A 23,988-nucleotide genomic window follows, 5' to 3' on the forward strand; every position below is an offset into this window, starting at 1 on the left:
CCGCCCCCGGTCAGTCGACCCCTCTCGCGCGATCCTCCGCGAAGCGCTGGCGGAACGCGTCGAACGTATGGGTCTCGATCGCGTCGCGGATCTCGCTCATCAGTTGCAGGTAGTAGTGCAGGTTGTGAATCGTGTTGAGCTGCGCGCCGAGGATTTCGCCGACGCGGTGCAGGTGGTGCAGGTAGCCGCGCGAGAAGTTCCGGCACGTGTAGCACGTGCAGCTCGCGTCGAGCGGCTTCAGCGAATTCTTGTGCGTCGCGTTGCGGATCTTCACGTCGCCGAAGCGCGTGAAGAGCCAGCCGTTGCGTGCGTTGCGGGTCGGCATCACGCAGTCGAACATGTCGACGCCGTTCGCGACGCCCTCGACCAGATCCTCCGGCGTGCCGACGCCCATCAGGTAGTGCGGCTTGTTGGCCGGCAGCTTCGGGCCGACGTGCCGCAGCACGCGCATCATGTCTTCCTTCGGCTCGCCGACCGACAGCCCGCCGATCGCGAGGCCGTGGAAGCCGAGCTCCGACAGGCCCGCGAGCGACTCGTCGCGCAGGTCCTCGAACATCCCGCCCTGGACGATCCCGAACAGCGCGTTCGGGTTGCCGAGCCGGTCGAACTCGTCGAGCGAGCGTTTCGCCCAGCGCAGCGACATGCGCATCGAGTCGGCCGCTTCCTTGTGCGTGGTCGGCACGCCGTTGGTCGCGTACGGCGTGCATTCGTCGAACTGCATCACGATGTCGGAGTTCAGCACCTTCTGGATCTGCATCGACACTTCCGGCGACAGGAACAGCTTGTCGCCGTTGATCGGCGATGCGAACGTCACGCCGTCCTCGGTGATCTTGCGCAGGTCGCCGAGCGAGAACACCTGGAAGCCGCCCGAGTCGGTCAGGATCGGCTTGTTCCAGCCCATGAAGCCGTGCAGGCCGCCGTGCGCGTCGATCGTCTCGAGGCCGGGGCGCAGCCACAGGTGGAACGTGTTGCCGAGGATGATCTGCGCGTTGATCTCGTGCAGCTCGCGCGGCTGGATCGCCTTCACGGTGCCGTACGTGCCGACCGGCATGAAGATCGGCGTCTCGACCACGCCGTGGTTGAGCTTCACGCGGCCGCGGCGCGCATGGCCGTCGGTCGTCAGCAGTTCGAATTCGAGCCCGTTGGCCGGGCGGTCCTGCACGGGAGCGTGCGTATCGTGGGATGAACCTTCGGTCATCGCGTCATTCTCCTTGCCACCGAAGAAGCCTTGCATGGGACCGGAGTATGCGCTGAAGCGCTGACTCCGGATCGCAAGTCCGGCGCATGTTGGAAACGCCGCCGGCAAGCCGGCGGCTGGGAAAAGCGGGGCGCGCGCCATCGGAGCGCGCGCAGCGGGACAACGGTGCAACGGCGGCTGCGCGGTCGCGGGCCGGTGCGTCTTCGCACCTGCCGCGCTCACGCGCGCGGCGTTTCCGGCGTGTCGCGCCGCGTGAGCAGCATCGCATCGCCGTAGCTGAAGAAGCGGTAGCGTTCGTCGATCGCGTGCCGGTACGCGGCGCGGATCGTCTCGACACCCGCGAACGCCGACACCAGCATCAGCAGCGTCGACTTCGGCAGGTGGAAGTTCGTCACGAGCCGGTCGACGACGCGGAAACGGTAGCCCGGCGTGATGAAGATGTCGGTCTCGGCCTGCGTCGCCGCGAGCGGGCGGCCCGCTTCGTCGGCGCTGCGCGCCGCGGCTTCGAGCGCGCGCATCGACGTCGTGCCGACCGCGATCACGTTGCCGCCGCGCGCGCGGGTCGCGGCGATCTTGTCGACGAGCGATTGCGGCAGGTCGTACCACTCGCTGTGCATCCGGTGCTCGGCGAGGTTCTCGACGCGCACCGGCTGGAACGTGCCGGCGCCCACGTGCAGCGTCAGCGTCGCGCGCTCGACGCCCATCGCGTCGAGCTTCTCGAGCAGCGGCTGGTCGAAATGGAGCCCGGCCGTGGGCGCCGCGACCGCGCCCGGGTTGCTCGCATAGACGGTCTGGTAGCGCGTCTCGTCGTTCGCGTCGGCGTCGTGCTCGATGTACGGCGGCAGCGGCAGGCGGCCGTGCTGCTCGATCAGCGCGAGGCACGGCTCCGGGAAATGCAGCGTGAAGAACGGCTCGACGCGCTCGCCGACCGTCACGTCGAACGCGTCGGCGAGACGCAGCGTCGTGCCGGCGCCCGGCGACTTGCTCGCGCGGATCTGCGCGAGCGCGGTATGCGTGCCGGTCACGCGCTCGATCAGCACCTCGATCTTGCCGCCGCTGGCCTTCTGGCCGAAGAAACGCGCCTTCAGCACCTTGGTATCGTTGAACACGAGCAGGTCGCCGGGCGCGATGCACGACGGCAGCTCGGCGAAGCGGCGGTCGACGAGGCGCGCGGGCTCGACGGTGCCGTCGACCTCGAGCAGGCGGCTCGCGGTGCGGTCGGGCAGTGCGGTCTGCGCAATCAGCTCGGGGGGCAGATTGAAATCGAAATCGGAAAGCGTGAACATGCGGGCTGGTTCGAAACGGCCGGCGGGCGCCGCCGACAGGGCGGAAACGCATGAATGGGGCGCGCGAGCCGCTATGATGGCGGGATGCGCGGCCTGGCCGGCGTCGTTCGTTCGGACGACGTGAAAGCCGCTATTGTACTTGCCTTGCGAAGCACCCAGACGATCCGATGCCAGTGTCACCACGCCGTTCCTCCGCCGCCGTTGCCGATTCCGCCGATCCGTTCGACGCGGACGATGCCGCGTTACCCGCGCAAAGCGCGGAGCCGCGCGGTGGCGCGCCGCGCCGCGCGGGCCCGAAGCGCGGCGCCGACGGGCGGCTCGCGCAGCCGGCCGCCGCCGCGCCCGACGTCGACCCGGGCGCGGACGGCGACGAGGCGGGGGCAGCCGGCACGTCCGGCGCGAAGCGCAAGAAGAAGCCGGCCGCCGACAAACCCGTGAAGACCGCCGCCGTGAAGACTGCCGACAAGCTCGCGAAGCTCGGCCTCACGCGCTCGATCGATCTCGTGCTGCATCTACCGATGCGCTACGAGGACGAAACCACGCTCACGCCGATCGGCGAACTGCTGCCGGGCGGCATCGCGCAGACCGAGGGCGTGGTGTTCGACAACGAAGTCGCATACCGGCCGCGGCGTCAGCTCGTCGTCAAGATCCAGGACGACGACGGCGAGCAGCTCGTGCTGCGCTTCCTCAATTTCTACGGCTCGCAGGTCAAGCAGATGGCCGTCGGCCAGCGGCTGCGCGTGCGCGGCGACGTGCGCGGCGGCTTCTTCGGAATGGAGATGGTGCATCCGGCCGTGCGCGTCGTCGAAGCCGACGCGCCGCTGCCGCAGGTGCTCACGCCCGTCTATCCGAGCACGGCCGGCGTGTCGCAGGCGTATCTGCGCAAGGCGATCGAGAACGCGGTCGAGCGCACGCCGCTGCCCGAGCTGCTGCCGCCCGAGATCGAACGCGACTACCTGAAGCCGCTCGGCGTGCCGACGCTCGCGCAGGCCGTGCGGATCCTGCACCACCCGGCTGTCGATTCCGATGAAGCCGCGCTGATGGACGGCTCGCATCCGGCGTGGACACGCATCAAGTTCGAGGAGCTGCTCGCGCAGCAGCTGTCGCTCAAGCGTGCGCACGAGGAGCGCCGCACGCGCGCGGCGCCCGCGATGCCGCGCCGCACCGCGGCCGATGCCGACGCGCTGACGACGCGTCTCTACGCGGCGCTGCCGTTCGCGCTGACGGGCGCGCAGTCGCGCGTCGTCGACGAGATCGCGCACGACCTCACGCTCGCGCATCCGATGCAGCGGCTGCTGCAGGGCGACGTCGGCAGCGGCAAGACGGTCGTCGCGGCGCTGGCGGCCACGCAGGCGATCGACGCCGGCTACCAGGCCGCCCTGATGGCGCCGACCGAAATCCTCGCGGAGCAGCACGCACGCAAGCTGCGCGCGTGGCTCGAACCGCTCGGCGTCTCGGTCGCATGGCTCGCGGGCAGCCTGAAGGCGAAGGAAAAGCGCGCGGCGATCGAAGCCGCGGCGCTCGGCACCGCGCAGCTCGTGATCGGCACGCACGCGATCATCCAGGACACGGTCGAATTCGCGCGGCTCGGCCTCGTGATCGTCGACGAGCAGCACCGTTTCGGCGTCGAGCAGCGTCTCGCGCTGCGCGCGAAGGCCGCGAACGCGGCCAACGGCGCGCGCGATTTCCAGCCGCACCAGTTGATGATGTCGGCCACGCCGATTCCGCGCACGCTCGCGATGACGTATTACGCGGATCTCGAGGTGTCGACGATCGACGAGCTGCCGCCGGGCCGCACGCCGGTGTTGACGCGCCTCGTCGGCGATGCGCGGCGCGAAGAGGTGATTGCCCGCGTGCGCGAGGCCGCGCTGACCGGCCGCCAGGTGTACTGGGTGTGCCCGCTGATCGAGGAGAGCGAGACGCTGCAGCTGCAGACGGCCGTCGAGACTTACGAGACGCTGGCCGAGGCGTTGCCCGAGCTGAAGGTCGGGCTCGTGCACGGGCGGCTGTCGCCGGCCGACAAGGCGGCCGTGATGGAAGCCTTCACGCGCAACGAGGTGCAGTTGCTCGTCGCGACGACCGTGATCGAGGTCGGCGTCGACGTGCCGAACGCGTCGCTGATGGTGATCGAGCACGCGGAGCGCTTCGGCCTCGCGCAGCTGCATCAGTTGCGCGGCCGCGTCGGGCGCGGCACCGCGGCGTCGGTCTGCGTGCTGCTTTACACGGGCCCGCTGTCGCTGACCGGCCGCGAGCGGCTGAAGACGATGCGCGAGACGACCGACGGCTTCGAGATCGCGCGGCGCGACCTCGAAATCCGCGGCCCCGGCGAATTCCTCGGCGCGCGCCAGTCCGGCGCCGCGATGCTGCGCTTCGCGAACCTCGAGACCGACGGCTGGCTGATCGACCCGGCCCGCGACGCGGCAGCGCGACTGATCGCCGCGTATCCCGACGTGGTCACGCAGCATCTCGCACGCTGGCTCGGCGCGCGCGAGCAGTACCTGAAGGCCTGATCCGCGCATTCGGGGACGGATTTAAAACCGCCATTCGGCGGCGATTCGGCGCATCTCGATGCAGAGAAACTTGGCGAATCGGTGCCAACGGGTGTATAAATTAAACCTATCGCCTGTATAACCCTGATTGACCCACAATGACCCTGACTGAATTGAAGTACATCGTCGCGGTCGCGCGCGAGCGGCATTTCGGTCGCGCGGCCGAAGCATGCTTCGTGAGCCAGCCGACGCTATCGGTGGCGATCAAGAAGCTGGAAGACGAGCTCAACGTGCAGATTTTCGAGCGCGGCGCGAGCGAAGTGAGCGTGACCCCGATCGGCGACCAGATCGTCACGCAGGCGCAGCGCGTGCTCGAGCAGACCTTCGCGATCAAGGAGATCGCGAAGCAGGGCAAGGACCCGCTCGTCGGCCCGTTCCGGCTCGGCGTGATCTACACGATCGGGCCGTACCTGCTGCCGACGCTCGTCAAGCAGATGATCCAGCGCGTGCCGCAGATGCCGCTGATGCTGCAGGAGAACTACACGCTGAAGCTGCTCGAACTGCTGAAGCAGGGCGAAATCGACGCCGCGATCATGGCGCTGCCGTTCCCCGAAACCGGCCTGATGGTGCGGCCGCTGTACGACGAGCCGTTCGTCGTCGCGCTGCCGGCCGGCCATCCGTGGGAGAAGCGCAACGAGATCGACGCCGAGGATCTGAAGCAGGAAACCATGCTGCTGCTCGGCAACGGTCACTGCTTCCGCGATCACGTGCTCGGCGTGTGCCCGGAGCTGATGCGCTTCTCGCAGACGGCCGACGGCATCCAGAAGACCTTCGAAGGCTCGTCGCTCGAAACGATTCGCCATATGGTCGCGAGCGGTGTCGGCATCACGGTGCTGCCGCGGATGTCGGTCGCCGAGATCGGCCCGCGCGCGAACGGTCCCGACGCCGAGTTGCTGTCGTACGTGCCGTTCAACGAGCCGGTGCCGGATCGCCGCGTCGTGCTGGTGTGGCGCAAGAGCTTCACGCGGATGCCGGCGATCGACGCGATCAGCGAGGCGATCGCCGCGTGCGAACTGCCGGGCGTCGCGAAGCTCGACATGCCCGCGACGATGAATTGAGCAGGGTGCGATGCATCTGAGGCAGGCAGTCAACGGGGCCTGGCGACCCCGTTTATTTTTGCCTATCGGATAGATGAAATTTATCAAATTCAAATAAGCGATAGAAATACATAGAATCATTTTTATGGATCGCACTCGATAGACGGTCCGATTTGCACGCTGAATACAGATATCAAAGGGCGATATCATGATGTGGGCGGTATTGCAGCACGCGCAGCGGAACATCCCCTCGCGCGACGAGGTCGTAAATCGCGCGAGGGCCGCGGCCCGGAGCCTGCGCCCGATTGCGTTCGCGTATCTGGCGGACCGTGTGTATGGCGGATGAGTGCCGCGGCATGCCGGTTCTGTCTTTCCCGACTCACTGCCGTTCAGCCATGAGGGAGCATTGCATGTCCGAAGTCCCGCAGTCCGCATCGAAGGCCACGCCGCCTGACACCCCGTAGCACGACAGGACCAACCGGTTCCGTTTCATCCCCCCGCAATGCTCCACGAACCGCGCTCGGCAAGTGGGGCTTACGAGCAAGTAAAGGAGAAAAAAGCATGTCGACCGAATCGAAATGTCCGTTCAACCATACGGCGGCCGGCGGCACGTCGAACAAGGACTGGTGGCCGAACCAGCTCAATCTCAACATCCTGCATCGGCACTCGGCGCTGTCCGATCCGATGGACAAGGATTTCGACTACGCGGAAGCGTTCAAGAAGCTCGACCTCGCGGCGGTGAAGCGCGACCTGCAGGCGCTGATGACGACGTCGCAGGACTGGTGGCCGGCCGACTTCGGCCACTACGGCGGCCTGTTCATCCGGATGGCCTGGCACAGCGCCGGCACGTACCGGACCGCCGACGGCCGTGGCGGCGCGGGCGGCGGGCAACAGCGCTTCGCCCCGCTGAACAGCTGGCCGGACAACGGCAACCTCGACAAGGCGCGCCGGCTGCTGTGGCCGATCAAGCAGAAATACGGCCGCAACATCTCGTGGGCCGATCTGATGATCCTGACCGGCAACGTCGCGCTCGAGTCGATGGGCTTCAAGACTTTCGGCTTCGCCGGCGGCCGCGTCGACACGTGGGAACCGGACGACGTCTACTGGGGTTCGGAAAAGATCTGGCTGGAACTGAGCGGCGGCCCGAACAGCCGTTACTCGGGCGACCGTGACCTCGAGAATCCGCTCGCGGCCGTGCAGATGGGTCTCATCTACGTGAACCCGGAAGGCCCGGACGGCAATCCCGACCCGGTCGCGGCGGCACGCGACATCCGCGAGACGTTCGCGCGGATGGCGATGAACGACGAAGAGACGGTCGCGCTGATCGCCGGCGGCCACACGTTCGGCAAGACGCACGGCGCGGGCCCCGCATCGAACGTCGGTCCGGAACCGGAAGCGGCCGGCATCGAGCAGCAGGGTCTCGGCTGGAGGAGCACGTACGCATCGGGCAAGGGCCGCGACGCGATCACGAGCGGCCTCGAAGTCACGTGGACGTCGACCCCGACGAAGTGGAGCAACGACTTCTTCAAGCACCTGTTCAGCTACGAATGGGAACTGACGAAGAGCCCGGCCGGCGCGCATCAGTGGGTCGCGAAGGGCGCCGACGCGGTGATTCCGGATGCGTTCGATCCGGCGAAGAAGCATCGCCCGACGATGCTGACGACCGACCTGTCGCTGCGTTTCGACCCGGCCTACGAGAAGATCTCGCGCCGCTTCTACGAGAACCCGGCCGAGTTCGCCGACGCGTTCGCGCGCGCCTGGTTCAAGCTCACGCACCGCGACATGGGCCCGCGCGCCCGCTATCTCGGCCCGGAAGTGCCGGCCGAGCAACTGCTGTGGCAGGACCCGATCCCGGCTGTCGATCACAAGCTGATCGATGACGCCGACGTCGCGGCGCTGAAGGCGAAGGTGCTTGCATCGGGCCTGTCGGTCGCGCAGCTCGTGTCGACCGCATGGGCGTCGGCCTCGACGTTCCGCGGTTCGGACAAGCGCGGCGGCGCGAACGGTGCGCGCATCCGTCTGGCGCCGCAGAAGGACTGGGAAGTGAACCAGCCGGCCGCGCTTGCGACGGTGCTCGAGACGCTGGAAGGTGTGCAGAAGGCGTTCAACGATGCGCAGACGGGCGGCAAGAAGGTGTCGCTCGCCGACCTGATCGTGCTGGCCGGTGCGGCCGGCGTCGAACAGGCCGCGAAGAACGCGGGTGTCGCGGTGACGGTGCCGTTCGCACCGGGCCGGATGGACGCGTCGCAGGAGCAGACCGATATCGAAGCGATGGCCGTGCTCGAGCCGGTTGCGGACGGTTTCCGCAATTATCTGAAGAGCGCGTACAAGACGCCGGCCGAGGCGCTGCTGGTCGACAAGGCCCAGCTGCTGACGCTGAGCGGGCCGGAGCTGACGGTGCTCGTCGGTGGCCTGCGTGTGCTCGGCGCGAACGTCGGTGACTCAACGCACGGCGTGTTCACCGATCGTCCGGGCTCGCTGACCAACGACTTCTTCGTGAACCTGCTCGACATGGGCACGGAGTGGAAGCCGGCGTCGGCCGCGAACGACGTGTTCGAAGGGCGCGATCGTGCGTCGGGCCAGGTCAAGTGGACGGGTACGCGCGTCGACCTGATCTTCGGTTCGCACTCGCAGTTGCGTGCGCTGGCCGAGGTGTACGGCAGCGCGGACGCGAACGAGAAGTTCGTGCGGGATTTCGTCGCGGCCTGGAACAAGGTGATGAACCTCGACCGCTTCGACCTCAAGTGAATGTCGCGATGCGGTAACGCAGTTTCGCTGTAACGTGAAACGGCCGGTCGCACGACCGGCCGTTTTTTCTTCCAGGATCGTGTCGAAGGAGTGACGATCATGACGCAATTGATGCTGAACATGCGCGCCGCGTTCACGCCGGCCGAGTGGGCGCGGCGTATCGTCGGTTTCGCGATCGTCGTCGGCGGCGCGGCCGAGCTGGTCGCGCAGGCGCTGCACGCGCTCGCGCCGCTCGTGTCGAGCGCCGGCGGCTGAGCGCGCGAATCGCTCGCCGCACCAGACGGGCGAGGCGTGAACGGATGCCGTGCGACGCGGCATGCGGATTGCTCGACGCATTTTCTCCGGTTCAACATTTCGAATGAGGAGTTCCGAAGATGGCCAGGAAAGGCAACGCCACGCAGATCAACATCGGCATCAGCGACAAGGACCGCAGGAAAATCGCGGACGGCCTGTCGCGTCTGCTTGCCGATACGTTCTCGCTTTACCTGAAGACCCACAATTTCCACTGGAACGTCACGGGTCCGATGTTCAACACGCTGCACCTGATGTTCGAAGAGCAGTACAACGAACTGTGGCTCGCGGTCGACTCGGTCGCCGAGCGCATTCGCACGCTCGGCGTCGTCGCGCCGGGTACCTTCGCGGATTTCGCGAAGCTGTCGTCGGTGCCGGAAGCGAACGGCGTACCGGCGGCCGAAGAGATGATCCGTCAGCTCGTGGAAGGGCACGAGACGGTCGTGCGCACGGCGCGCGAAATCTTCCCGATCGCCGATGCGGCGAGCGACGAGCCGACCGCCGACCTGCTGACGCAACGCCTGCAGACGCATGAAAAGACCGCGTGGATGCTGCGGTCGCTGCTCGCGTAAGTTCGACGCGGCCGGCATCGGCGGCAGCCCGAGCTCAAATCGGGGCCGGGTCGCCTGCAGCGGATCGAATCCTGCCTTGGCCGCCCGTGCATGTTTGCCGCGCATCTGTCCCTTGATTGGCGGCCAGGGCTGCTTCGGCCGCTTGCAGCGGGCCGGCGTGGCCGACGCGCGTGCCGCGGCACGCGGCCGCGGGCCATCCCGACATGACGCGAACCGTGCCTCGGCTCTAAAATGCCGGGATTATCTTCCCGGTGCTTCGCCATGCTTGCCCGCTTTCCCCTGTATCTGCGGCTCGTCCGGATGGACAAGCCGATCGGCAGCCTGCTGCTGCTCTGGCCGACGCTCAACGCACTGTGGATCGCATCGGACGGCCATCCGCGCTGGCCGCTGCTCGTGATCTTCGCGCTCGGCACGCTGCTGATGCGCTCGGCCGGCTGCGCGATGAACGACTATGCCGACCGCGATTTCGACCGTCACGTGAAGCGCACGGCCGACCGGCCGCTGACGTCGGGCAAGATCCGCGCATGGGAAGCCGTCGCGATCGCGGTGGTGCTGTCGTTCATCGCGTTCCTGCTGATCCTGCCGCTCAACACGCTGACGAAGGAGTTGTCGGTCGTCGCCTTGTTCGTCGCCGGTTCGTATCCGTTCATGAAGCGGTTCTTCGCGATTCCGCAGGCATATCTCGGCATCGCGTTCGGCTTCGGCATCCCGATGGCGTTCGCGGCCGTGCAGGACACGGTGCCGATGCTCGCGTGGGTGATGCTGATCGCGAACATCTTCTGGTCGGTCGCGTACGACACCGAATACGCGATGGTCGACCGCGACGACGACATCAAGATCGGCATTCGGACGTCCGCGCTGACGTTCGGCCGCTTCGACGTCGCGGCCGTGATGGCATGCTATGCGGTGACGCTCGGCATCTACGTATGGATCGGCGTGACGCTCGGCTTCGGTCTCGCGTACTGGGCCGGCTGGGCGGCGGCGGTCGGCTGCGCGCTGTATCACTACACGCTGATCAAGGGGCGCGAGCGGATGCCGTGCTTCGCGGCGTTCCGGCACAACAACTGGCTCGGCGGCGTGCTGTTCGCGGGAATCGCCGCGCATTACCTGCTGGCGGGTGCGGCCGGCAACTGAAGTGGCCGCGCGCCGACGCGCGATGCCAGCAAAAAAGCGGCCGAGGCCGCTTTTTTGTTGCCGGTGCCGGAAACCCGGCGGCGGTCGCGGCGCTTATGCGCGGCCGAGCTCGTCGCCCATTTCCTTCGCGCGTGCCTCGGCTGCGAGCGCGCCGCGCACGATCGCTTCCTTCACGCCCTGCGCGTCGAACGACGCGAGCGCGGCGGCCGTCGTGCCGCCCTTCGACGTCACGCGCTCGCGCAGCACGCTTGCCGGCTCGCCCGATTGCGCGGCGAGTTGCGCGGCGCCCGCGAACGTCGCGACCGCAAGCGCGCGGCCCTGTTCGTCGTTCATGCCGAGGCGGCGCGCGGCTTCCTGCAGCGCTTCGATGAAATAGAACACGTAGGCCGGGCCGCTGCCCGAGATCGCAGTGACCGCATCGAGCTGCGCTTCGTCGTCGAACCACACGATCTCGCCGACCGCGCCGAGCACGTTCGACGCGAGCTCGCGACCGGCCGCGTCGACGCCCGGCAGCGCGGCGAGACCCGTCACGCCCATGCCGACCAGCGCGGGCGTGTTCGGCATCGTGCGTACGACGCGCGCGTAGTCGCCGAGCCAGCGGGCGAGGTCGGTGCCGCGGATGCCTGCCGCGATGCTGATCACGAGCTGCGATTTCAAATGCGGCGCGAGCGCTTGCGCGACGTCCTTCAGCACCTGCGGTTTCACCGCGAGCACGATCGCGTCGTAGGCGGCCAGCGTCGCGTCGATGGCCGCGCCGGTGCGGATGCCGAACTGCTGCGCCGTGCGTGCGCGGGCGTCCTCGTTGACGTCGATGGCGTACAGGCCGTCAGCGGCGACGCCGCGCTTGATCAGGCCGCCGATGAGGGCCGCGGCCATGTTGCCGCCGCCGATGAATGCGATTTTCATGATGTCCGATTGAGCAGATGAGTGAACGGAAAGGCGGAAAAGGGCAGCGCTCAGTGCGAATAGTCGCGCGCGCCGAAGATCGCGGTGCCGACGCGCACGATCGTCGCGCCTTCGAGCACCGCGGCTTCGAGATCGGCGGACATGCCCATCGACAACGTGTCGAGCGGCAGGCCCTCGGCGCGCAATGCATCGAACAGCGCGCGCAGCGCGTGATGCGGCACGCGTTGCGCGTCGGTATCGCCGGCCGGTTCGGGAATCGCCATCAGGCCGCGCAGCCGCAGCGCCGGCAGCGCGGCGACCGCGCGCGCGACATCGGCCACGTCGGCCGGCGCGACGCCGCTCTTCGACGCCTCGCCGCTGATGTTCACCTGCACGCACACGTTGAGCGGCGGCAGGTGCGCGGGGCGCTGTTCGGCGAGGCGCTGCGCGATCTTCAGCCGGTCGACCGAATGGACCCAGTCGAACCGTTCGGCGACCGGGCGCGTCTTGTTCGATTGCAGCGGCCCGATGAAATGCCATTCGAGGTCCGCGCGCAGGTCGGCGAGCGCGTCGATCTTGTCGATCGATTCCTGCACATAGTTCTCGCCGAACGCGCGTTGTCCGGCCGCATGCGCGGCGCGCACGTCGTCGGCGGGAAACGTCTTCGACACGGCGAGCAGCGAGACGGTGGCGGGATCGCGGCCGGCCGCGCGGGCGGCGTCGGCGATGCGGCGGTGAACGGAATCGAGACGGGCGGCGAAGTCGGACATGACGGGCACGGAAGCAGGCACGGGGAAGCGATTACGGCGGCGAGTACGGTGACGAATGCGGCACGGCACGCGCCGCTTCGATTCGCCCATTATACGGACGCCGCCGCGGGTGCCGCGCTAGCCGTACAGCAGATGCTCGACGAGCTGAATCCAGTGCGTGACCGGAATCTGCGTGCCGCTTTGCAGGTGCGCGATGCAGCCGACGTTGCCGGACACGATCATCTGCGGCTCGAGCGCCTGCAGCTTCAGCAGCTTCTGCTTGCGCAGCCGGTACGACAGCGATGGCTGCGTCAGCGAATAGGTGCCGGCCGACCCGCAGCACAGGTGACTGTCGGCCGGCAGCCGCACGTCGATGCCGAGCGTCTCGAGCAGGCGCTCGACCTTGCCGCGCGACTGCTGGCCGTGCTGCAGCGTGCACGGCGGGTGATACGCGACGGTATGGATCGCGCGGCGCCGCGCGAGCGTCGAGAGCTCGGCCTCGAACGCGAGCAGCACGTCGGAGATGTCGCGCGTCAGCGCGACGATGCGCTGCGCCTTCTCCGCATACGCCGGATCGTCGCGCAGCAGGTGCGCGTATTCGAGCACCGTCGCGCCGCAGCCCGATGCGTTCATCACGATCGCCTCGGCGCCTTGCTCGACGTACGGCCACCACGCGTCGATGTTGCGGCGCGCGTCGTCGAGCGCTTCGTCGTGATAGTTCAGGTGCAGGCGGATCGCGCCGCAGCACCCCGCGTCGGGCGCGACGATCGTCTCGACGCCGAGCGCATCGAGCACGCGCGCGGTCGCGATGTTGATGTTCGGCAGCATCGACGGCTGCACGCAGCCGGCGAGCATCAGCATCTTGCGCGGATGCGTGCGCTGCGGCCATTCGAGCAGCCGCGTGCGCGGCGGCACCTTGTCGCGCAGCCGTTTCGGCAAGAGTGGCCGCACGTGCTGGCCGAGCCGCATGATCGGCGAGAACAGCGCCTCGTTCGGCACGAGGCTGGCGAGCACGCGGCGCACGAGCCGCTGCTGCACGGGGCGCTGCACATGCGCCTCGACGTGCTTGCGGCCGATCTCGACGAGCCGGCCGTACTGGACACCCGACGGGCAGGTCGTCTCGCAGCTGCGGCAGGTGAGGCAGCGGTCGAGGTGCTGCTGCGTGCTGCGCGTGACGGGCGCGCCTTCGACCATCTGCTTGATCAGGTAGATGCGGCCGCGCGGGCCGTCGAGTTCGTCGCCGAGCAGCTGGTAGGTCGGGCACGTCGCGGTGCAGAAGCCGCAATGCACGCACTTGCGCAGGATCGCGTCGGCCTCGTCGCCGTCGGGCGTATTGCGGATGAAATCGGCGAGGTTCGTTTGCATCGAGCCCTCAGAGATCGGGGTAGAGCCGGCCGCGGTTGAAGATGCGGGCGGGATCGAACGCCGTCTTCAGCCCGCGGTGAATCTTCATCAGCGGCGCGGGCAGCGGCGTGAACACGCCCGCGCTGCGGTCGTAGGATTCGCCCGCGCGGAACAGCGTCGCATGGCCGCCGGCCTGCTTCGCGCTCATGCGCACCGTCTGCGCGTCGGCGTCGGTGATCCACCAGCGCTGCGCACCGCCCCATTCCATCAGCTGGGTGCCGGGCAGGTGCATCGGTTCGGTGATCGACGGCAGCGCGAGGCGCCACAGCGCATAGCCGGGCGGAATGCCGTTGAAGAACGGATCGGTGTGCTCGCGCAGGCCGGCCCAGAAGCGCTCGGCCTCGACCGCGTCGACGACTTCGCCGCCGAGCAGCGTCTTCGCCGATTTCACGGCGGCCTCGGCGCCCGACAGCCGCAGCACCAGCGTGCCGTTGCGCCACGCGCTTGCGCTGACCGGCAGCGGATGGCCGCCCCATTCGTTGAGCTTGCGCACCGCGTCGGTCGCGGTCATCTCGAACTTCAGCGTGACTTCGGCGACCGGCACCGGCAGCACCTTGATCGACAGGTCGAGCATCAGCCCGAGCGTGCCGAGCGAGCCGGCCATCAGCCGCGACACGTCGTAGCCGGCGACGTTCTTCACGACCTGCCCGCCGAAGCGCAGCACTTCGCCGCGCCCGTTCATCAGCGTGACGCCGAGCACGAAGTCGCGCGGCGCGCCGCAGGTCGCGCGGCGCGGGCCGGCGAGGCCCGCCGCGATGCAGCCGCCGACGGTGGCCGCGCGGCCGAAATGCGGCGGCTCGAACGCCAGCATCTGGCCGCGCTCGGCGAGGACGGTTTCAAGCTGCGCGAGCGGCGTGCCCGCGCGGACCGTGACGACGAGCTCGGCCGGGTCGTACGACACGATGCCCTGAAACGAGTGCGTGTCGAGTATTTCGCCGTCCAGCGCCTGGCCGTACCAGTCCTTGGTGCCGCCGCCGCGAATCCGCAGCGGCCGGCCGTCGGCACTGGCGGCACGGATGCGCTCGGCCCATCCGGCGACGATGTCGTCCTCTTCCATGTTCTGTTGCTGCCTCGTTGTTGTCCGGTCGATTGTACCGGGGTGGCGCGAATCCACATCGCGACTATCCCTAAGCCCCGTATGACGAAGGCATGCCGCCGCCACGCGCGCGGCCGGCACGGGCCGCGCGACTGCGCGGCGCTCAGAAGCGCGGCAGGTCGGGGTGCGGCAGCAGCCCCCCGCGCACGTGCTGGCGGCCGTACTCGGCGCAACGCGCGCGGGTCGGGATGCCCTTGTCGGGATTGAGCAGCCCGGCCGGATCGAACGCGCGCTTGACCGCGAAGAACGCATCGCGCTCCTGCGGCGAGAACTGTACGCACATCGAATTGAGCTTTTCGATGCCGACGCCGTGCTCGCCCGTCACGCTGCCGCCGAATTCCACGCAGCATTCGAGGATTTCCGCGCCGAACTGTTCGGCGCGGTGCAGCTCGTCCGGATCGTTCGCGTTGTAGAGGATCAGCGGATGCATGTTGCCGTCGCCGGCGTGGAACACGTTGATGCAGCGCAGCCCGTAGCGCGTCTCGAGTTGCTCGATGCGCGCGAGCAGGGGGCCGATCGCGCGGCGCGGCACGGTGCCGTCCATGCAGTAATAGTCGGCGGAAATGCGCCCGGCGGCCGGAAACGCGTTCTTGCGGCCGGACCAGAAGCGCAGCCGCTCGCTTTCGTTGCGCGATACCTGGATCCGCGTTGCGCCATGTTCGCGCAGCACGGCCGTCATGCGGACGATTTCCTCCGCGACTTCCTCGGGCGTGCCGTCCGATTCGCACAGCAGGATCGCCTTCGCGTCGAGGTCGTAGCCCGCATGCGTGAACGCCTCGACGGCCTGGGTGGCCGGCTTGTCCATCATCTCCAGCCCGGCCGGGATGATGCCCGACGCGATGATCGCGGCAACCGCCTCGCCGCCCTTCACGACATCGTCGAAGCTCGCCATCACGAGCTGCGCGGTCTGCGGCTTCGGAATCAGCTTCACCGTGATCTCGGTGACGATCGCGAACATCCCTTCGCTGCCGATCATCACCGCGAGCAGATCGAGGCCCGGCGTGTCGAGGCCGAGCGAGCCGAATTCGACGATCTCGCCGTCGATCGTGACCGCGCGCACGCGCATCACGTTGTGCACCGTCAGCCCGTATTTCAGGCAGTGGACGCCGCCGGAATTCTCCGCCACGTTGCCGCCGATCGTGCAGGCGATCTGCGACGAAGGATCGGGCGCGTAGTACAGCCCGTACGGCGCGGCGGCTTCCGAAATCGCGAGGTTGCGCACGCCGGGCTGCACGGTGGCCGTGCGCGCGTACGGATCGACCTCGACGATGCGCGTGAAGCGCGCGAGCGACAGCACGACGCCGTTCGCGATCGGCAGCGCGCCGCCGGACAGGCTCGTGCCCGCGCCGCGCGGCACGATCGGCACCTCCATGCGGCGGCAGATCTGCACGATCCGCTGCACCTGCGATTCGGTTTCGGGCAGCGCGACCGCGAGCGGCAGCCGGCGGTACGCCGACAGGCCGTCGCATTCGTACGGCGCGGTGTCTTCGTCGCGGAACAGCAGGCAATGCGTCGGCAGCACGGCCATCAGCGCCTGCACGACTTCGCGCTGGCGCTGCGCGCGGGTCGCGCTCGACAGTTCGACGGAAGCGTTCATCGGGTCTCCTGCGGGCGGCGCGGCGGCGCGCCGCCATGTCAGCACGTGAAGATCTTGCCGGGATTCATCAGATTGCGCGGATCGAGCGCGAGCTTGATCGCGCGCATCGCGTCGATCGCGTTGTCGCCGTGCTCTTTCGGCAGGAAGCGCATCTTGTGCAGGCCGACGCCATGCTCGCCGGTGCAGGTGCCGCCGAGGCGCAGCGCGCGTTCGACGATCCGGTCGTTGATGCGTTCGGCTTCGTCGATTTCCTCGGGCTTGTCGGGATCGATCAGGATCGCGACGTGGAAATTGCCGTCGCCGACGTGGCCGACGATCGGGCAGGGCAGCGACGACGCGCGCAGGTCGACTTCGGTTTCCTCGACGCACGCGGCGAGTTGCGAGATCGGCACGCACACGTCGGTCGTCACCGCGCGGCAGCCGGGTTTCAGCTGCAGCATCGCGAAGTACGCGTTGTGGCGCGCGGCCCAGAGCCGCGTGCGATCCTCGGGGCGGGTCGCCCATTCGAAGCCCTGGCCGTTGTTCTGGCCCGCGAGCGTCTGCACGAGCTCGGCCTGTTCCTTCACGCCGGCTTCGGTGCCGTGGAATTCGAAGAACAGCGTCGGCGCTTCGGCGAGCGTCAGGTTCGAGTGGCGGTTGATCGAGCGCACCGCGAGCGAGTCGACGAACTCGACGCGCGCGATCGGCACGCCGATCTGGATCGTCTCGATCACGGTGCGCACCGCGTCGCCCATCGACGGGAACGTGCAGATCGCGGCCGACACGGCTTCGGGCAGCGGATGCAGGCGCAGCGTGATCTCGGTGATCACGCCGAGCGTGCCTTCGGAGCCGACGAACAGCCGCGTGAGGTCGTAGCCGGCCGACGACTTGCGCGCGCGCGAGCCCGTCTTCACGACACGGCCGTCGGCGAGCACGGCGGTGAGGCCGAGCACGTTCTCGCGCATGGTTCCGTAGCGCACGGCGTTGGTGCCCGATGCGCGGGTCGCGGTCATGCCGCCGATGCTGGCGTCGGCACCCGGATCGATCGGGAAAAACAGGCCGGTGTCGCGCAGCGCTTCGTTGAGCGCCTTGCGCGTGATGCCCGGCTCGACCGTGACGGTCAGGTCTTCCGCGTTGATCGACAGCACGCGGTTCATTTCCGACAGGTCGAGCGAGACGCCGCCGCGCACGGCGAGCAGGTGGCCTTCGAGCGACGAGCCGGCGCCGTACGGGATCAGCGGCACGCCGTAGAGCGCGCACAGCGACACGACTTCGCGAACTTCATCGGCGTTGTGGGCGAATACGACGGCGTCGGGCAGTTGCGGATCGAACGGCGATTCGTCGCGGCCGTGATGGGCGCGGACGGCGTCGGCGGTCGACACGCGCTCGCCGAAGGCGGCGCGCAGCGCATCGAGCATGGCGGAGGGCAGCGGGCGGCGCGCGGTGGCCGGCGGGGCAGGGTGATTCACGAATGTCTCCTGACGACTGCTTGTCAAACTTTCGGCCCATTCTACGCTGTAACGCCCGCTGCGCCCGCCGCCGCGGGCTGCGATAATCGCGTTCCTGGGCAACCGGGCCGCATCGCGGCCGCGCACGAGAGGACATTCGCATGGGTAACCGCTTGAGCAAGATCGCGACGCGCACGGGCGACGACGGCACCACGGGCCTCGGCGACGGACGGCGCATCGGCAAGGACGACGCGCGGATCGCCGCGATCGGCGACGTCGACGAACTGAACTCGAACCTCGGCGTGCTGCTCGCCGAGCCGCTGCCGGACGACGTGCGCACCGCGCTCGTCACGATCCAGCACGATCTGTTCGATCTCGGCGGCGAGCTGTGCATTCCCGGCGATGCGGTGCTCGACGACACGCACCTCGCGCGCCTCGACCGTTGGCTCGCCGACTACAACGCGACGCTGCCGCCGCTGAAGGAGTTCATCCTGCCGGCCGGCTCGCGCGCGGCGTCGCTCGCGCACGTATGCCGGACGGTGTGCCGCCGCGCGGAGCGCTCGATCGTCGCGCTCGGGCGGAACGACGCGCTCAATGATGCGCCGCGGCGTTACGTGAACCGGCTGTCGGACCTGCTGTTCGTGCTGGCGCGCGTGCTGAACCGCGCGGGTGGCGGTTCGGACGTGCTGTGGGAGCGCGGGCGCGTCCGCTGACGCGCGGCAGCGTTGTTGCGCGCTGCGACAATTTGCCCGGGGGGCCATCGATTTTTAAAGATGTATCGTATGAGCATGTTTAACGGAGAATACGAACATGACCCACATCACTGCTGACCAGATGGCTCGTGTGAAGGCCACTGCCCCTGTCCTCGCCGTGCACGGCGCGACGATCACGAAGCACTTCTACCAGCGCATGTTCGCGCGCCATCCGGAACTGAAGAACCTGTTCAACCAGACGCACCAGAAGACCGGCAGCCAGCCGGAAACGCTCGCGAAGGCGGTCTATGCATATGCGGCGAACATCGACAACCTCGGCGCGCTCGGCGGCGCGGTGTCGCATATCGCGCACAAGCACGCGAGCCTGAACATCCGTCCCGAGCATTACCCGATCGTCGGCGAGAACCTGCTTGCGTCGATCGTCGAAGTGCTCGGCGACGCGGTCGATGCTCAGACGCTCGAGGCATGGCGTGTCGCGTACGGCCAGCTCGCGCAGATCCTGATCGGCGCCGAGGCCGATCTGTACGCGGGCGCCGCGTGGAGCGGCTTCCGTCCGTTCAAGGTCGCCCGAAAGGTGCGTGAAAGCGACGAGATCACGTCGTTCTACCTGACGCCCGCCGACGGCGGCGAGGCGCCGATCTTCGCGCCGGGCCAGTACGTCACGGTGAAGCGTTTCGTCGGCGACCTCGGCGTCGACCAGCCGCGCCAGTACAGCCTGTCCGACGCGCCGCACGGCAAGTGGCTGCGCATCTCGGTGAAGCGCGAGGCCGGCCAGCCGGAAGCGATCCCGGCCGGCAAGGTGTCGACGCTGCTGCATGACGGCGTGGAGGAGGGCGCGATCGTCGAAGTGACCGCGCCGATGGGCGAATTCTCGCTGAAGCGCGGCGTCGATACGCCGGTCGTGCTGATCTCCGGCGGCGTCGGCCTGACGCCGATGGTGTCGATGGCATCGACGCTGGCCGGCGAGGGCAGTGCGCGCGAGGTGCGGTTCGTCCACGCATGCCGGTCGGGCGCGGTGCATGCGTTCCGCGAATGGCTGAACGATACGGTGCGCGAACACGCGAACGTGAAGCGCACGGTGCTGTACGAGCTGGTCGGCCCGAACGACCGGGGCGGCGTCGATCACGACCTCGAAGGGCGCCTGACGCCGGAACGCGTGAAGCAATACGCGCTGGTGCCGGATGCCGACTACTACGTCTGCGGCCCGATCGCGTTCATGAAGGCGCAGCGCGACGCGCTGGTCGCGCTCGGCGTCGCGCCGGCGCGCATCAATACCGAGATCTTCGGCTCGGGCGCGCTGGAGTGAGATCCTGACGGCGGCTGCCCGTCAACGAAAAAAGCCCGGCGCGAGCCGGGCTTTTTCTTGCGGCGCGGGCCGCGCGCGCCGCCTCGGGCCTGTCGGCGATCAGTTGCCGCTGCCGCGCGCGACGCGCCGTGCCTTCACCGATTCCGCGAGACCTTCGAGCACCTTCACGCTGTCGTCCCACGCGATGCACGCGTCGGTGATGCTCTGGCCGTAGGTCAGCGGGCAGCCTTCCTTCAGGTCCTGGCGCCCCTCGACGAGGTGCGACTCGATCATCACGCCGACGATGCGCTCGTCGCCGGCCGCCACCTGGCGGCCGATGTCCGCGCACACGGGGATCTGGTTCTCGTGCTTCTTCGAGCTGTTCGCGTGGCTCGCGTCGATCATCAGGCGTGCGGCGAGGCCGGCCTTGCCGATGTCCGCGCACGCGGCGTTCACGCTGTCCGCGTCGTAGTTCGGCGTCTTGCCGCCGCGCAGGATCACGTGGCAGTCCTCGTTGCCGGCCGTCGACACGATCGCCGAGTGGCCGCCCTTGGTCACCGACAGGAAATGGTGCGGCTGCGATGCGGCCTTGATCGCGTCGACCGCGATCTTCACGTTGCCGTCGGTGCCGTTCTTGAAACCGACCGGGCACGACAGCCCCGACGCGAGCTCGCGGTGCACCTGCGACTCGGTCGTGCGCGCGCCGATCGCGCCCCACGAGATCAGGTCGGCGATGTACTGCGGGCTGATCATGTCGAGGTATTCGGTCGCGGCCGGCAGCCCCATCTCGTTGATCTGCAGCAGCAGTTCGCGCGCGGTGCGCAGCCCTTCGTTGATCTTGAAGCTGTTGTCGAGGTGCGGATCGTTGATGAGCCCCTTCCAGCCGACCGTCGTGCGCGGCTTCTCGAAGTACACCCGCATCACGATTTCCAGCTCGCCCTTGAAGCGCTCGCGCTCCTTCACGAGCCGCCCCGCGTACTCGATCGCCGCCTTCGTATCGTGGATCGAGCACGGTCCGATCACGACGATCAGCCGGTCGTCCATCCCGTGCAGGATGCGGTGCATCGACTGGCGCGAGTTGTAGATCAGCTCGGACGCGGCCTCGGAGCACGCGAATTCGCGGATCAGGTGGGCGGGCGGCGTCAGTTCCTTGAGCTCGCGAATGCGGACGTCGTCGGTGTTGTGCGGGGGCATGCTGTTTCTCCTAATTTTGCGGGCGCCGTTCGGTCAGTGCGCGTGCGGCAGATTCATCAATTCAAGCGATTCAGTGATTTCGGTCGGGGCCGCGGGATGCGCTGCGGCGGCGACCGGGTGGCGAAGGGCGAAAAAAAACCGCCGGGTTCGCCGGCGGTTTTTTCGGGAATTTCGGTTGCGCTTTACGCGCCATCAACCCTCTCGATCCGCCAGCGGTCTGAGATGCCAAAAAAAGTAAAAATAAAACTTGGCGGACATGACGGAGATTCGGTTCGTCAAAAAGTTGATTCGGAATTTATACCCGGTCGCCGGGCCGCTGGCAACCGGGGATGCTCGAAAATGCGGACAATCCGCGCGCTTTCGTCGAAATGCGCGGATTGTCTGCGCCGCGATGCGGTTATGCCGTACCGCCGACCGTCATCTTGTCGATCCGCAGGGTCGGCTGGCCGACGCCGACCGGCACGCTCTGGCCTTCCTTGCCGCACACGCCGACGCCCGAGTCGAGCGACATGTCGTTGCCGATCATGCTCACGTACTTCAGCGATTCCGGGCCGCTGCCGATCAGCGTCGCGCCCTTCACCGGGTAGGTGATCTTGCCGTTCTCGATCATGTACGCCTCGGACGCCGAAAACACGAACTTGCCGTTCGTGATGTCGACCTGGCCGCCGCCGAAGTTCACCGCGTACAGGCCGTTCTTCACCGACGCGATGATTTCCTGCGGATCCTTGTCGCCGTTCAGCATGTACGTGTTGGTCATGCGCGGCATCGGCAGCGCCGCATACGACTCGCGCCGCGCGTTGCCGGTGACGGGCATCTTCATCAGGCGCGCGTTCAGCGTGTCCTGGATGTAGCCCTTCAGGATGCCGTCCTCGATCAGCGTCGTGCACTGCGTCGGGTTGCCTTCGTCGTCGATGTTCAGCGAGCCGCGGCGATTCGGCAGCGTGCCGTCGTCGACCACCGTCACGCCCTTCGCGGCGACCTGCTCGCCGATCCGGCCGGCGAACGCCGACGAACCCTTGCGGTTGAAGTCGCCCTCGAGGCCGTGGCCGATCGCCTCGTGCAGCAGCACGCCCGGCCAGCCCGGCCCGAGCACGACCGTCATCGCGCCGGCCGGGGCGGGGCGCGCGTCGAGGTTCACGAGCGCCGCGTGCACGGCGTCGTCGACGTAGCGCGACAGCACTTCGTCGGTGAAGTAGCCGTAGTCGAAGCGGCCGCCGCCGCCGCCGGAGCCGATTTCGCGGCGGCCGTTCTGTTCGGCGATCACGGTGACCGACACGCGCACGAGCGGGCGGATGTCGGCGGCGAGCGCGCCGTCGCTGCGCGCGACCAGCACGACGTCGTATTCGCCGGCGAGCCCCGCCATCACCTGCGTGACGCGCGGGTCGCGACCGCGCGCCATCTGCTCGATGCGCTCGAGCAGCTTGACCTTGGCCGTCGCGTCGAGCGACGCGAGCGGATCGGACGGCAGGTACAGGTCGCGGCCCGAGATGCCCTTCAGCGACGTCGCCGCCTTGATCTTCTGGCGGCCGCCGCCGGCCGCCGCGATCGCCTTGGTGGCCGCGGCCGCCTGGGCGATGGCTTCCGGCGACAGGTCGTCCGAGTAGGCGAACGCGGTGCGGTCGCCCGCGACCGCGCGCACGCCGACGCCCTGGTCGATGCTGAAGCTGCCCGACTTCACGATGCCTTCCTCGAGGCTCCACGCTTCGCTGCGGGTGGCCTGGAAGTACAGGTCCGCGTAGTCGACGCGATGCGTGAAGATGTCGGCGATCGTGCGCGTGAGCAGGCTCTCGTCGAGGCCGTACGGCGTGAGGAGGATGTCCTTCGCCAGCGCAAGATTGCGGATGCCGGGTTCGATGATGTTCATGCGGGTATCGAGGGTTCTCAAAAAGTTGTCGGGTGCGTGCTGGGCAGATGGGTTGGCCGGGCGGCGTTTCAAGCGCCAGGGCGGATCGGATGTTCAGGCCAGCACGCGATGCCGCCACGCGGGCAGGCTCTGGCGCACGTCGGCGATGCGCTGCGGATCGAGCGCGCCGGTCACGACGCTCGCGCCTTCGTCGCGGACCGCGACGATTTCGCCCCACGGGTCGATCAGCATGCTGTGGCCCCAGGTGCGCCGGCCGTTCTCGTGCTTGCCGCCTTGCGCGGCCGCGAGCACGTAACACTGGTTCTCGACGGCCCGCGCGCGCAGCAGCATTTCCCAGTGCGCGCGGCCCGTCGTATACGTAAACGCCGACGGCACGACGATCAGCGCGCAGTCGCCCATTCTGCGATACAGCTCCGGAAAGCGCAGATCGTAACAGACCGACAGGCCGACCCGCCCGAACGGCGCGTCGAACGCGACGACCGTGTCGCCCGCGCGGATCGTGCGCGCCTCGTCGAACGATTCGTCGCCTTTCTCGAAGTTGAACAGATGGATCTTGTCGTAGCGGGCCGCTTCGTGGCCGCTCGGGTCGAACACGAGCGTCGTGTTCAGCACGCGATCGGGTTCGGGCGCCTTCAGCGGCAGCGTGCCGCCGATCACCCAGACGCCGTGACGGTGCGCCGCCCCCGAAAGGAAGCGCTGAATCGGACCGTCGCGGTAGGGTTCGGCGAGCGCGAGCTTGTCGGTGTCGCGATGGCCCATGAAGCAGAAATACTCGGGCAGCAGCACGAGCTGTGCGCCGTCGCCGGCCGCTTCCGCGATCAGGCGGCCGGCTTCGGCGAGATTGCGTGCGACGTCCGGCGTGCTCACCATCTGCAGCGCGGCGACCCGAAAGGGTGTGGCGGAACGGGTGTGATCGGTCATCGCTGGATCGGTTGCATCATAAATGGGGTGCGGCCCGG

At 68.0% G+C, this 23,988-nt stretch carries 20 protein-coding genes; 8 read left to right on the top strand and 12 right to left on the bottom strand.

Annotated elements, in window-relative coordinates; all coding sequences use genetic code 11:
• Positions 1 to 10 precede the first annotated feature (10 nt).
• Together tgt and queA are read right to left on the bottom strand one after the other, a co-directional pair.
• Positions 11 to 1,198 (bottom strand): tRNA guanosine(34) transglycosylase Tgt, encoded by a 1,188-nt coding sequence (gene tgt / locus ACV22V_RS14330; RefSeq protein ID WP_059535520.1) that lies wholly within the window; start codon positions 1,196 to 1,198, stop codon positions 11 to 13.
• 218 nt (positions 1,199 to 1,416) lie between these two features.
• Entirely contained in the window at positions 1,417 to 2,484 is a 1,068-nt protein-coding gene (queA, locus tag ACV22V_RS14335; protein WP_059535378.1) for a tRNA preQ1(34) S-adenosylmethionine ribosyltransferase-isomerase QueA, read from the bottom strand.
• A 167-nt stretch (positions 2,485 to 2,651) separates the two neighbouring features.
• On the opposite strand from queA, the gene recG reads away from it, so the two are divergent.
• The 6 genes from recG (at position 2,652) to ubiA (ending at position 10,815) form a co-directional block, all read left to right on the top strand.
• On the top strand, positions 2,652 to 4,994 hold the full coding sequence (gene recG, locus ACV22V_RS14340; protein WP_448014287.1) for an ATP-dependent DNA helicase RecG: 2,343 nt from the start codon (positions 2,652 to 2,654) through the stop codon (positions 4,992 to 4,994).
• Positions 4,995 to 5,131: 137 nt separating this feature from the next.
• Entirely contained in the window at positions 5,132 to 6,091 is a 960-nt protein-coding gene (locus tag ACV22V_RS14345) for a hydrogen peroxide-inducible genes activator (RefSeq protein WP_059535381.1), read from the top strand.
• A 540-nt stretch (positions 6,092 to 6,631) separates the two neighbouring features.
• Entirely contained in the window at positions 6,632 to 8,818 is a 2,187-nt protein-coding gene (gene katG, locus ACV22V_RS14350) for a catalase/peroxidase HPI (protein WP_448014288.1), read from the top strand.
• A gap of 99 nt (positions 8,819 to 8,917) precedes the next feature.
• A complete protein-coding gene (locus ACV22V_RS14355; RefSeq protein WP_448014290.1) occupies positions 8,918 to 9,073 on the top strand; it encodes a hypothetical protein in 156 nt (51 codons plus the stop codon).
• A 119-nt stretch (positions 9,074 to 9,192) separates the two neighbouring features.
• Positions 9,193 to 9,681 (top strand): non-specific DNA-binding protein DpsA, encoded by a 489-nt coding sequence (gene dpsA, locus ACV22V_RS14360; RefSeq protein WP_059465436.1) that lies wholly within the window; start codon positions 9,193 to 9,195, stop codon positions 9,679 to 9,681.
• 261 nt (positions 9,682 to 9,942) lie between these two features.
• Positions 9,943 to 10,815: a 4-hydroxybenzoate octaprenyltransferase gene (gene ubiA, locus ACV22V_RS14365; protein WP_059535384.1), complete on the top strand. Its 873-nt coding sequence runs from the start codon at positions 9,943 to 9,945 to the stop codon at positions 10,813 to 10,815.
• Positions 10,816 to 10,908: 93 nt separating this feature from the next.
• On the opposite strand, the gene proC is transcribed toward ubiA, so the two are convergent.
• From proC to ACV22V_RS14395, 6 genes are all read right to left on the bottom strand, one after another.
• A complete protein-coding gene (proC, locus tag ACV22V_RS14370; protein ID WP_059689053.1) occupies positions 10,909 to 11,721 on the bottom strand; it encodes a pyrroline-5-carboxylate reductase in 813 nt (270 codons plus the stop codon).
• Positions 11,722 to 11,771: 50 nt separating this feature from the next.
• On the bottom strand, positions 11,772 to 12,470 hold the full coding sequence (locus ACV22V_RS14375; protein WP_448014291.1) for a YggS family pyridoxal phosphate-dependent enzyme: 699 nt from the start codon (positions 12,468 to 12,470) through the stop codon (positions 11,772 to 11,774).
• Between the two features lie 117 nt (positions 12,471 to 12,587).
• Positions 12,588 to 13,814 (bottom strand): glycolate oxidase subunit GlcF, encoded by a 1,227-nt coding sequence (gene glcF, locus ACV22V_RS14380; protein ID WP_448014292.1) that lies wholly within the window; start codon positions 13,812 to 13,814, stop codon positions 12,588 to 12,590.
• Positions 13,815 to 13,821: 7 nt separating this feature from the next.
• Complete coding sequence (glcE, locus tag ACV22V_RS14385; protein ID WP_448014293.1) at positions 13,822 to 14,910, bottom strand: glycolate oxidase subunit GlcE; 1,089 nt, start codon at positions 14,908 to 14,910, stop codon at positions 13,822 to 13,824.
• Between the two features lie 142 nt (positions 14,911 to 15,052).
• On the bottom strand, positions 15,053 to 16,546 hold the full coding sequence (locus tag ACV22V_RS14390; protein ID WP_059535522.1) for an FAD-linked oxidase C-terminal domain-containing protein: 1,494 nt from the start codon (positions 16,544 to 16,546) through the stop codon (positions 15,053 to 15,055).
• Between the two features lie 38 nt (positions 16,547 to 16,584).
• The gene (locus ACV22V_RS14395; RefSeq protein WP_059535391.1) at positions 16,585 to 17,994 is read right to left on the bottom strand and encodes an FAD-binding oxidoreductase; all 1,410 of its coding nucleotides are present in this window, start codon (positions 17,992 to 17,994) and stop codon (positions 16,585 to 16,587) included.
• Positions 17,995 to 18,134: 140 nt separating this feature from the next.
• Between ACV22V_RS14395 and ACV22V_RS14400 the strand changes: the two genes are divergently transcribed.
• Positions 18,135 to 18,686, top strand: coding sequence for a cob(I)yrinic acid a,c-diamide adenosyltransferase (locus tag ACV22V_RS14400; protein WP_448014294.1), 552 nt, complete (start codon positions 18,135 to 18,137; stop codon positions 18,684 to 18,686).
• Positions 18,687 to 18,783: 97 nt separating this feature from the next.
• Positions 18,784 to 19,992: an NO-inducible flavohemoprotein gene (gene hmpA, locus ACV22V_RS14405; RefSeq protein WP_448014296.1), complete on the top strand. Its 1,209-nt coding sequence runs from the start codon at positions 18,784 to 18,786 to the stop codon at positions 19,990 to 19,992.
• Positions 19,993 to 20,091: 99 nt separating this feature from the next.
• Here hmpA and aroG read toward each other — a convergent pair whose 3' ends face one another.
• The 4 genes from aroG to ACV22V_RS14425 form a co-directional block, all read right to left on the bottom strand.
• Positions 20,092 to 21,165: a 3-deoxy-7-phosphoheptulonate synthase AroG gene (gene aroG, locus ACV22V_RS14410; protein WP_059465445.1), complete on the bottom strand. Its 1,074-nt coding sequence runs from the start codon at positions 21,163 to 21,165 to the stop codon at positions 20,092 to 20,094.
• Positions 21,166 to 21,357: 192 nt separating this feature from the next.
• Positions 21,358 to 21,558 (bottom strand): hypothetical protein, encoded by a 201-nt coding sequence (locus ACV22V_RS14415; RefSeq protein WP_448014420.1) that lies wholly within the window; start codon positions 21,556 to 21,558, stop codon positions 21,358 to 21,360.
• Between the two features lie 4 nt (positions 21,559 to 21,562).
• Positions 21,563 to 23,029, bottom strand: coding sequence for a metalloprotease TldD (gene tldD / locus ACV22V_RS14420; protein ID WP_059451318.1), 1,467 nt, complete (start codon positions 23,027 to 23,029; stop codon positions 21,563 to 21,565).
• 93 nt (positions 23,030 to 23,122) lie between these two features.
• Positions 23,123 to 23,950 carry a carbon-nitrogen hydrolase family protein gene (locus ACV22V_RS14425; RefSeq protein ID WP_448014299.1) on the bottom strand — a complete coding sequence of 276 codons (828 nt, stop codon included), beginning with the start codon at positions 23,948 to 23,950 and terminating at the stop codon, positions 23,123 to 23,125.
• Positions 23,951 to 23,988: the final 38 nt, after the last annotated feature.

The organism is Burkholderia sp. AW33-5, from assembly GCF_053427615.1.

What these genes read in the sequence shown, in the direction of transcription:
- tgt (WP_059535520.1), bottom strand. Translation starts at nt 1,198, where the DNA reads ATGACCGAAGGTTCATCCCACGATACGCACGCTCCCGTGCAGGACCGC.
- queA (WP_059535378.1), bottom strand. Translation starts at nt 2,484, where the DNA reads ATGTTCACGCTTTCCGATTTCGATTTCAATCTGCCCCCCGAGCTGATT.
- recG (WP_448014287.1), top strand. Translation starts at nt 2,652, where the DNA reads ATGCCAGTGTCACCACGCCGTTCCTCCGCCGCCGTTGCCGATTCCGCC.
- ACV22V_RS14345 (WP_059535381.1), top strand. Translation starts at nt 5,132, where the DNA reads ATGACCCTGACTGAATTGAAGTACATCGTCGCGGTCGCGCGCGAGCGG.
- katG (WP_448014288.1), top strand. Translation starts at nt 6,632, where the DNA reads ATGTCGACCGAATCGAAATGTCCGTTCAACCATACGGCGGCCGGCGGC.
- ACV22V_RS14355 (WP_448014290.1), top strand. Translation starts at nt 8,918, where the DNA reads ATGACGCAATTGATGCTGAACATGCGCGCCGCGTTCACGCCGGCCGAG.
- dpsA (WP_059465436.1), top strand. Translation starts at nt 9,193, where the DNA reads ATGGCCAGGAAAGGCAACGCCACGCAGATCAACATCGGCATCAGCGAC.
- ubiA (WP_059535384.1), top strand. Translation starts at nt 9,943, where the DNA reads ATGCTTGCCCGCTTTCCCCTGTATCTGCGGCTCGTCCGGATGGACAAG.
- proC (WP_059689053.1), bottom strand. Translation starts at nt 11,721, where the DNA reads ATGAAAATCGCATTCATCGGCGGCGGCAACATGGCCGCGGCCCTCATC.
- ACV22V_RS14375 (WP_448014291.1), bottom strand. Translation starts at nt 12,470, where the DNA reads ATGTCCGACTTCGCCGCCCGTCTCGATTCCGTTCACCGCCGCATCGCC.
- glcF (WP_448014292.1), bottom strand. Translation starts at nt 13,814, where the DNA reads ATGCAAACGAACCTCGCCGATTTCATCCGCAATACGCCCGACGGCGAC.
- glcE (WP_448014293.1), bottom strand. Translation starts at nt 14,910, where the DNA reads ATGGAAGAGGACGACATCGTCGCCGGATGGGCCGAGCGCATCCGTGCC.
- ACV22V_RS14390 (WP_059535522.1), bottom strand. Translation starts at nt 16,546, where the DNA reads ATGAACGCTTCCGTCGAACTGTCGAGCGCGACCCGCGCGCAGCGCCAG.
- ACV22V_RS14400 (WP_448014294.1), top strand. Translation starts at nt 18,135, where the DNA reads ATGGGTAACCGCTTGAGCAAGATCGCGACGCGCACGGGCGACGACGGC.
- hmpA (WP_448014296.1), top strand. Translation starts at nt 18,784, where the DNA reads ATGACCCACATCACTGCTGACCAGATGGCTCGTGTGAAGGCCACTGCC.
- aroG (WP_059465445.1), bottom strand. Translation starts at nt 21,165, where the DNA reads ATGCCCCCGCACAACACCGACGACGTCCGCATTCGCGAGCTCAAGGAA.
- tldD (WP_059451318.1), bottom strand. Translation starts at nt 23,029, where the DNA reads ATGAACATCATCGAACCCGGCATCCGCAATCTTGCGCTGGCGAAGGAC.
- ACV22V_RS14425 (WP_448014299.1), bottom strand. Translation starts at nt 23,950, where the DNA reads ATGACCGATCACACCCGTTCCGCCACACCCTTTCGGGTCGCCGCGCTG.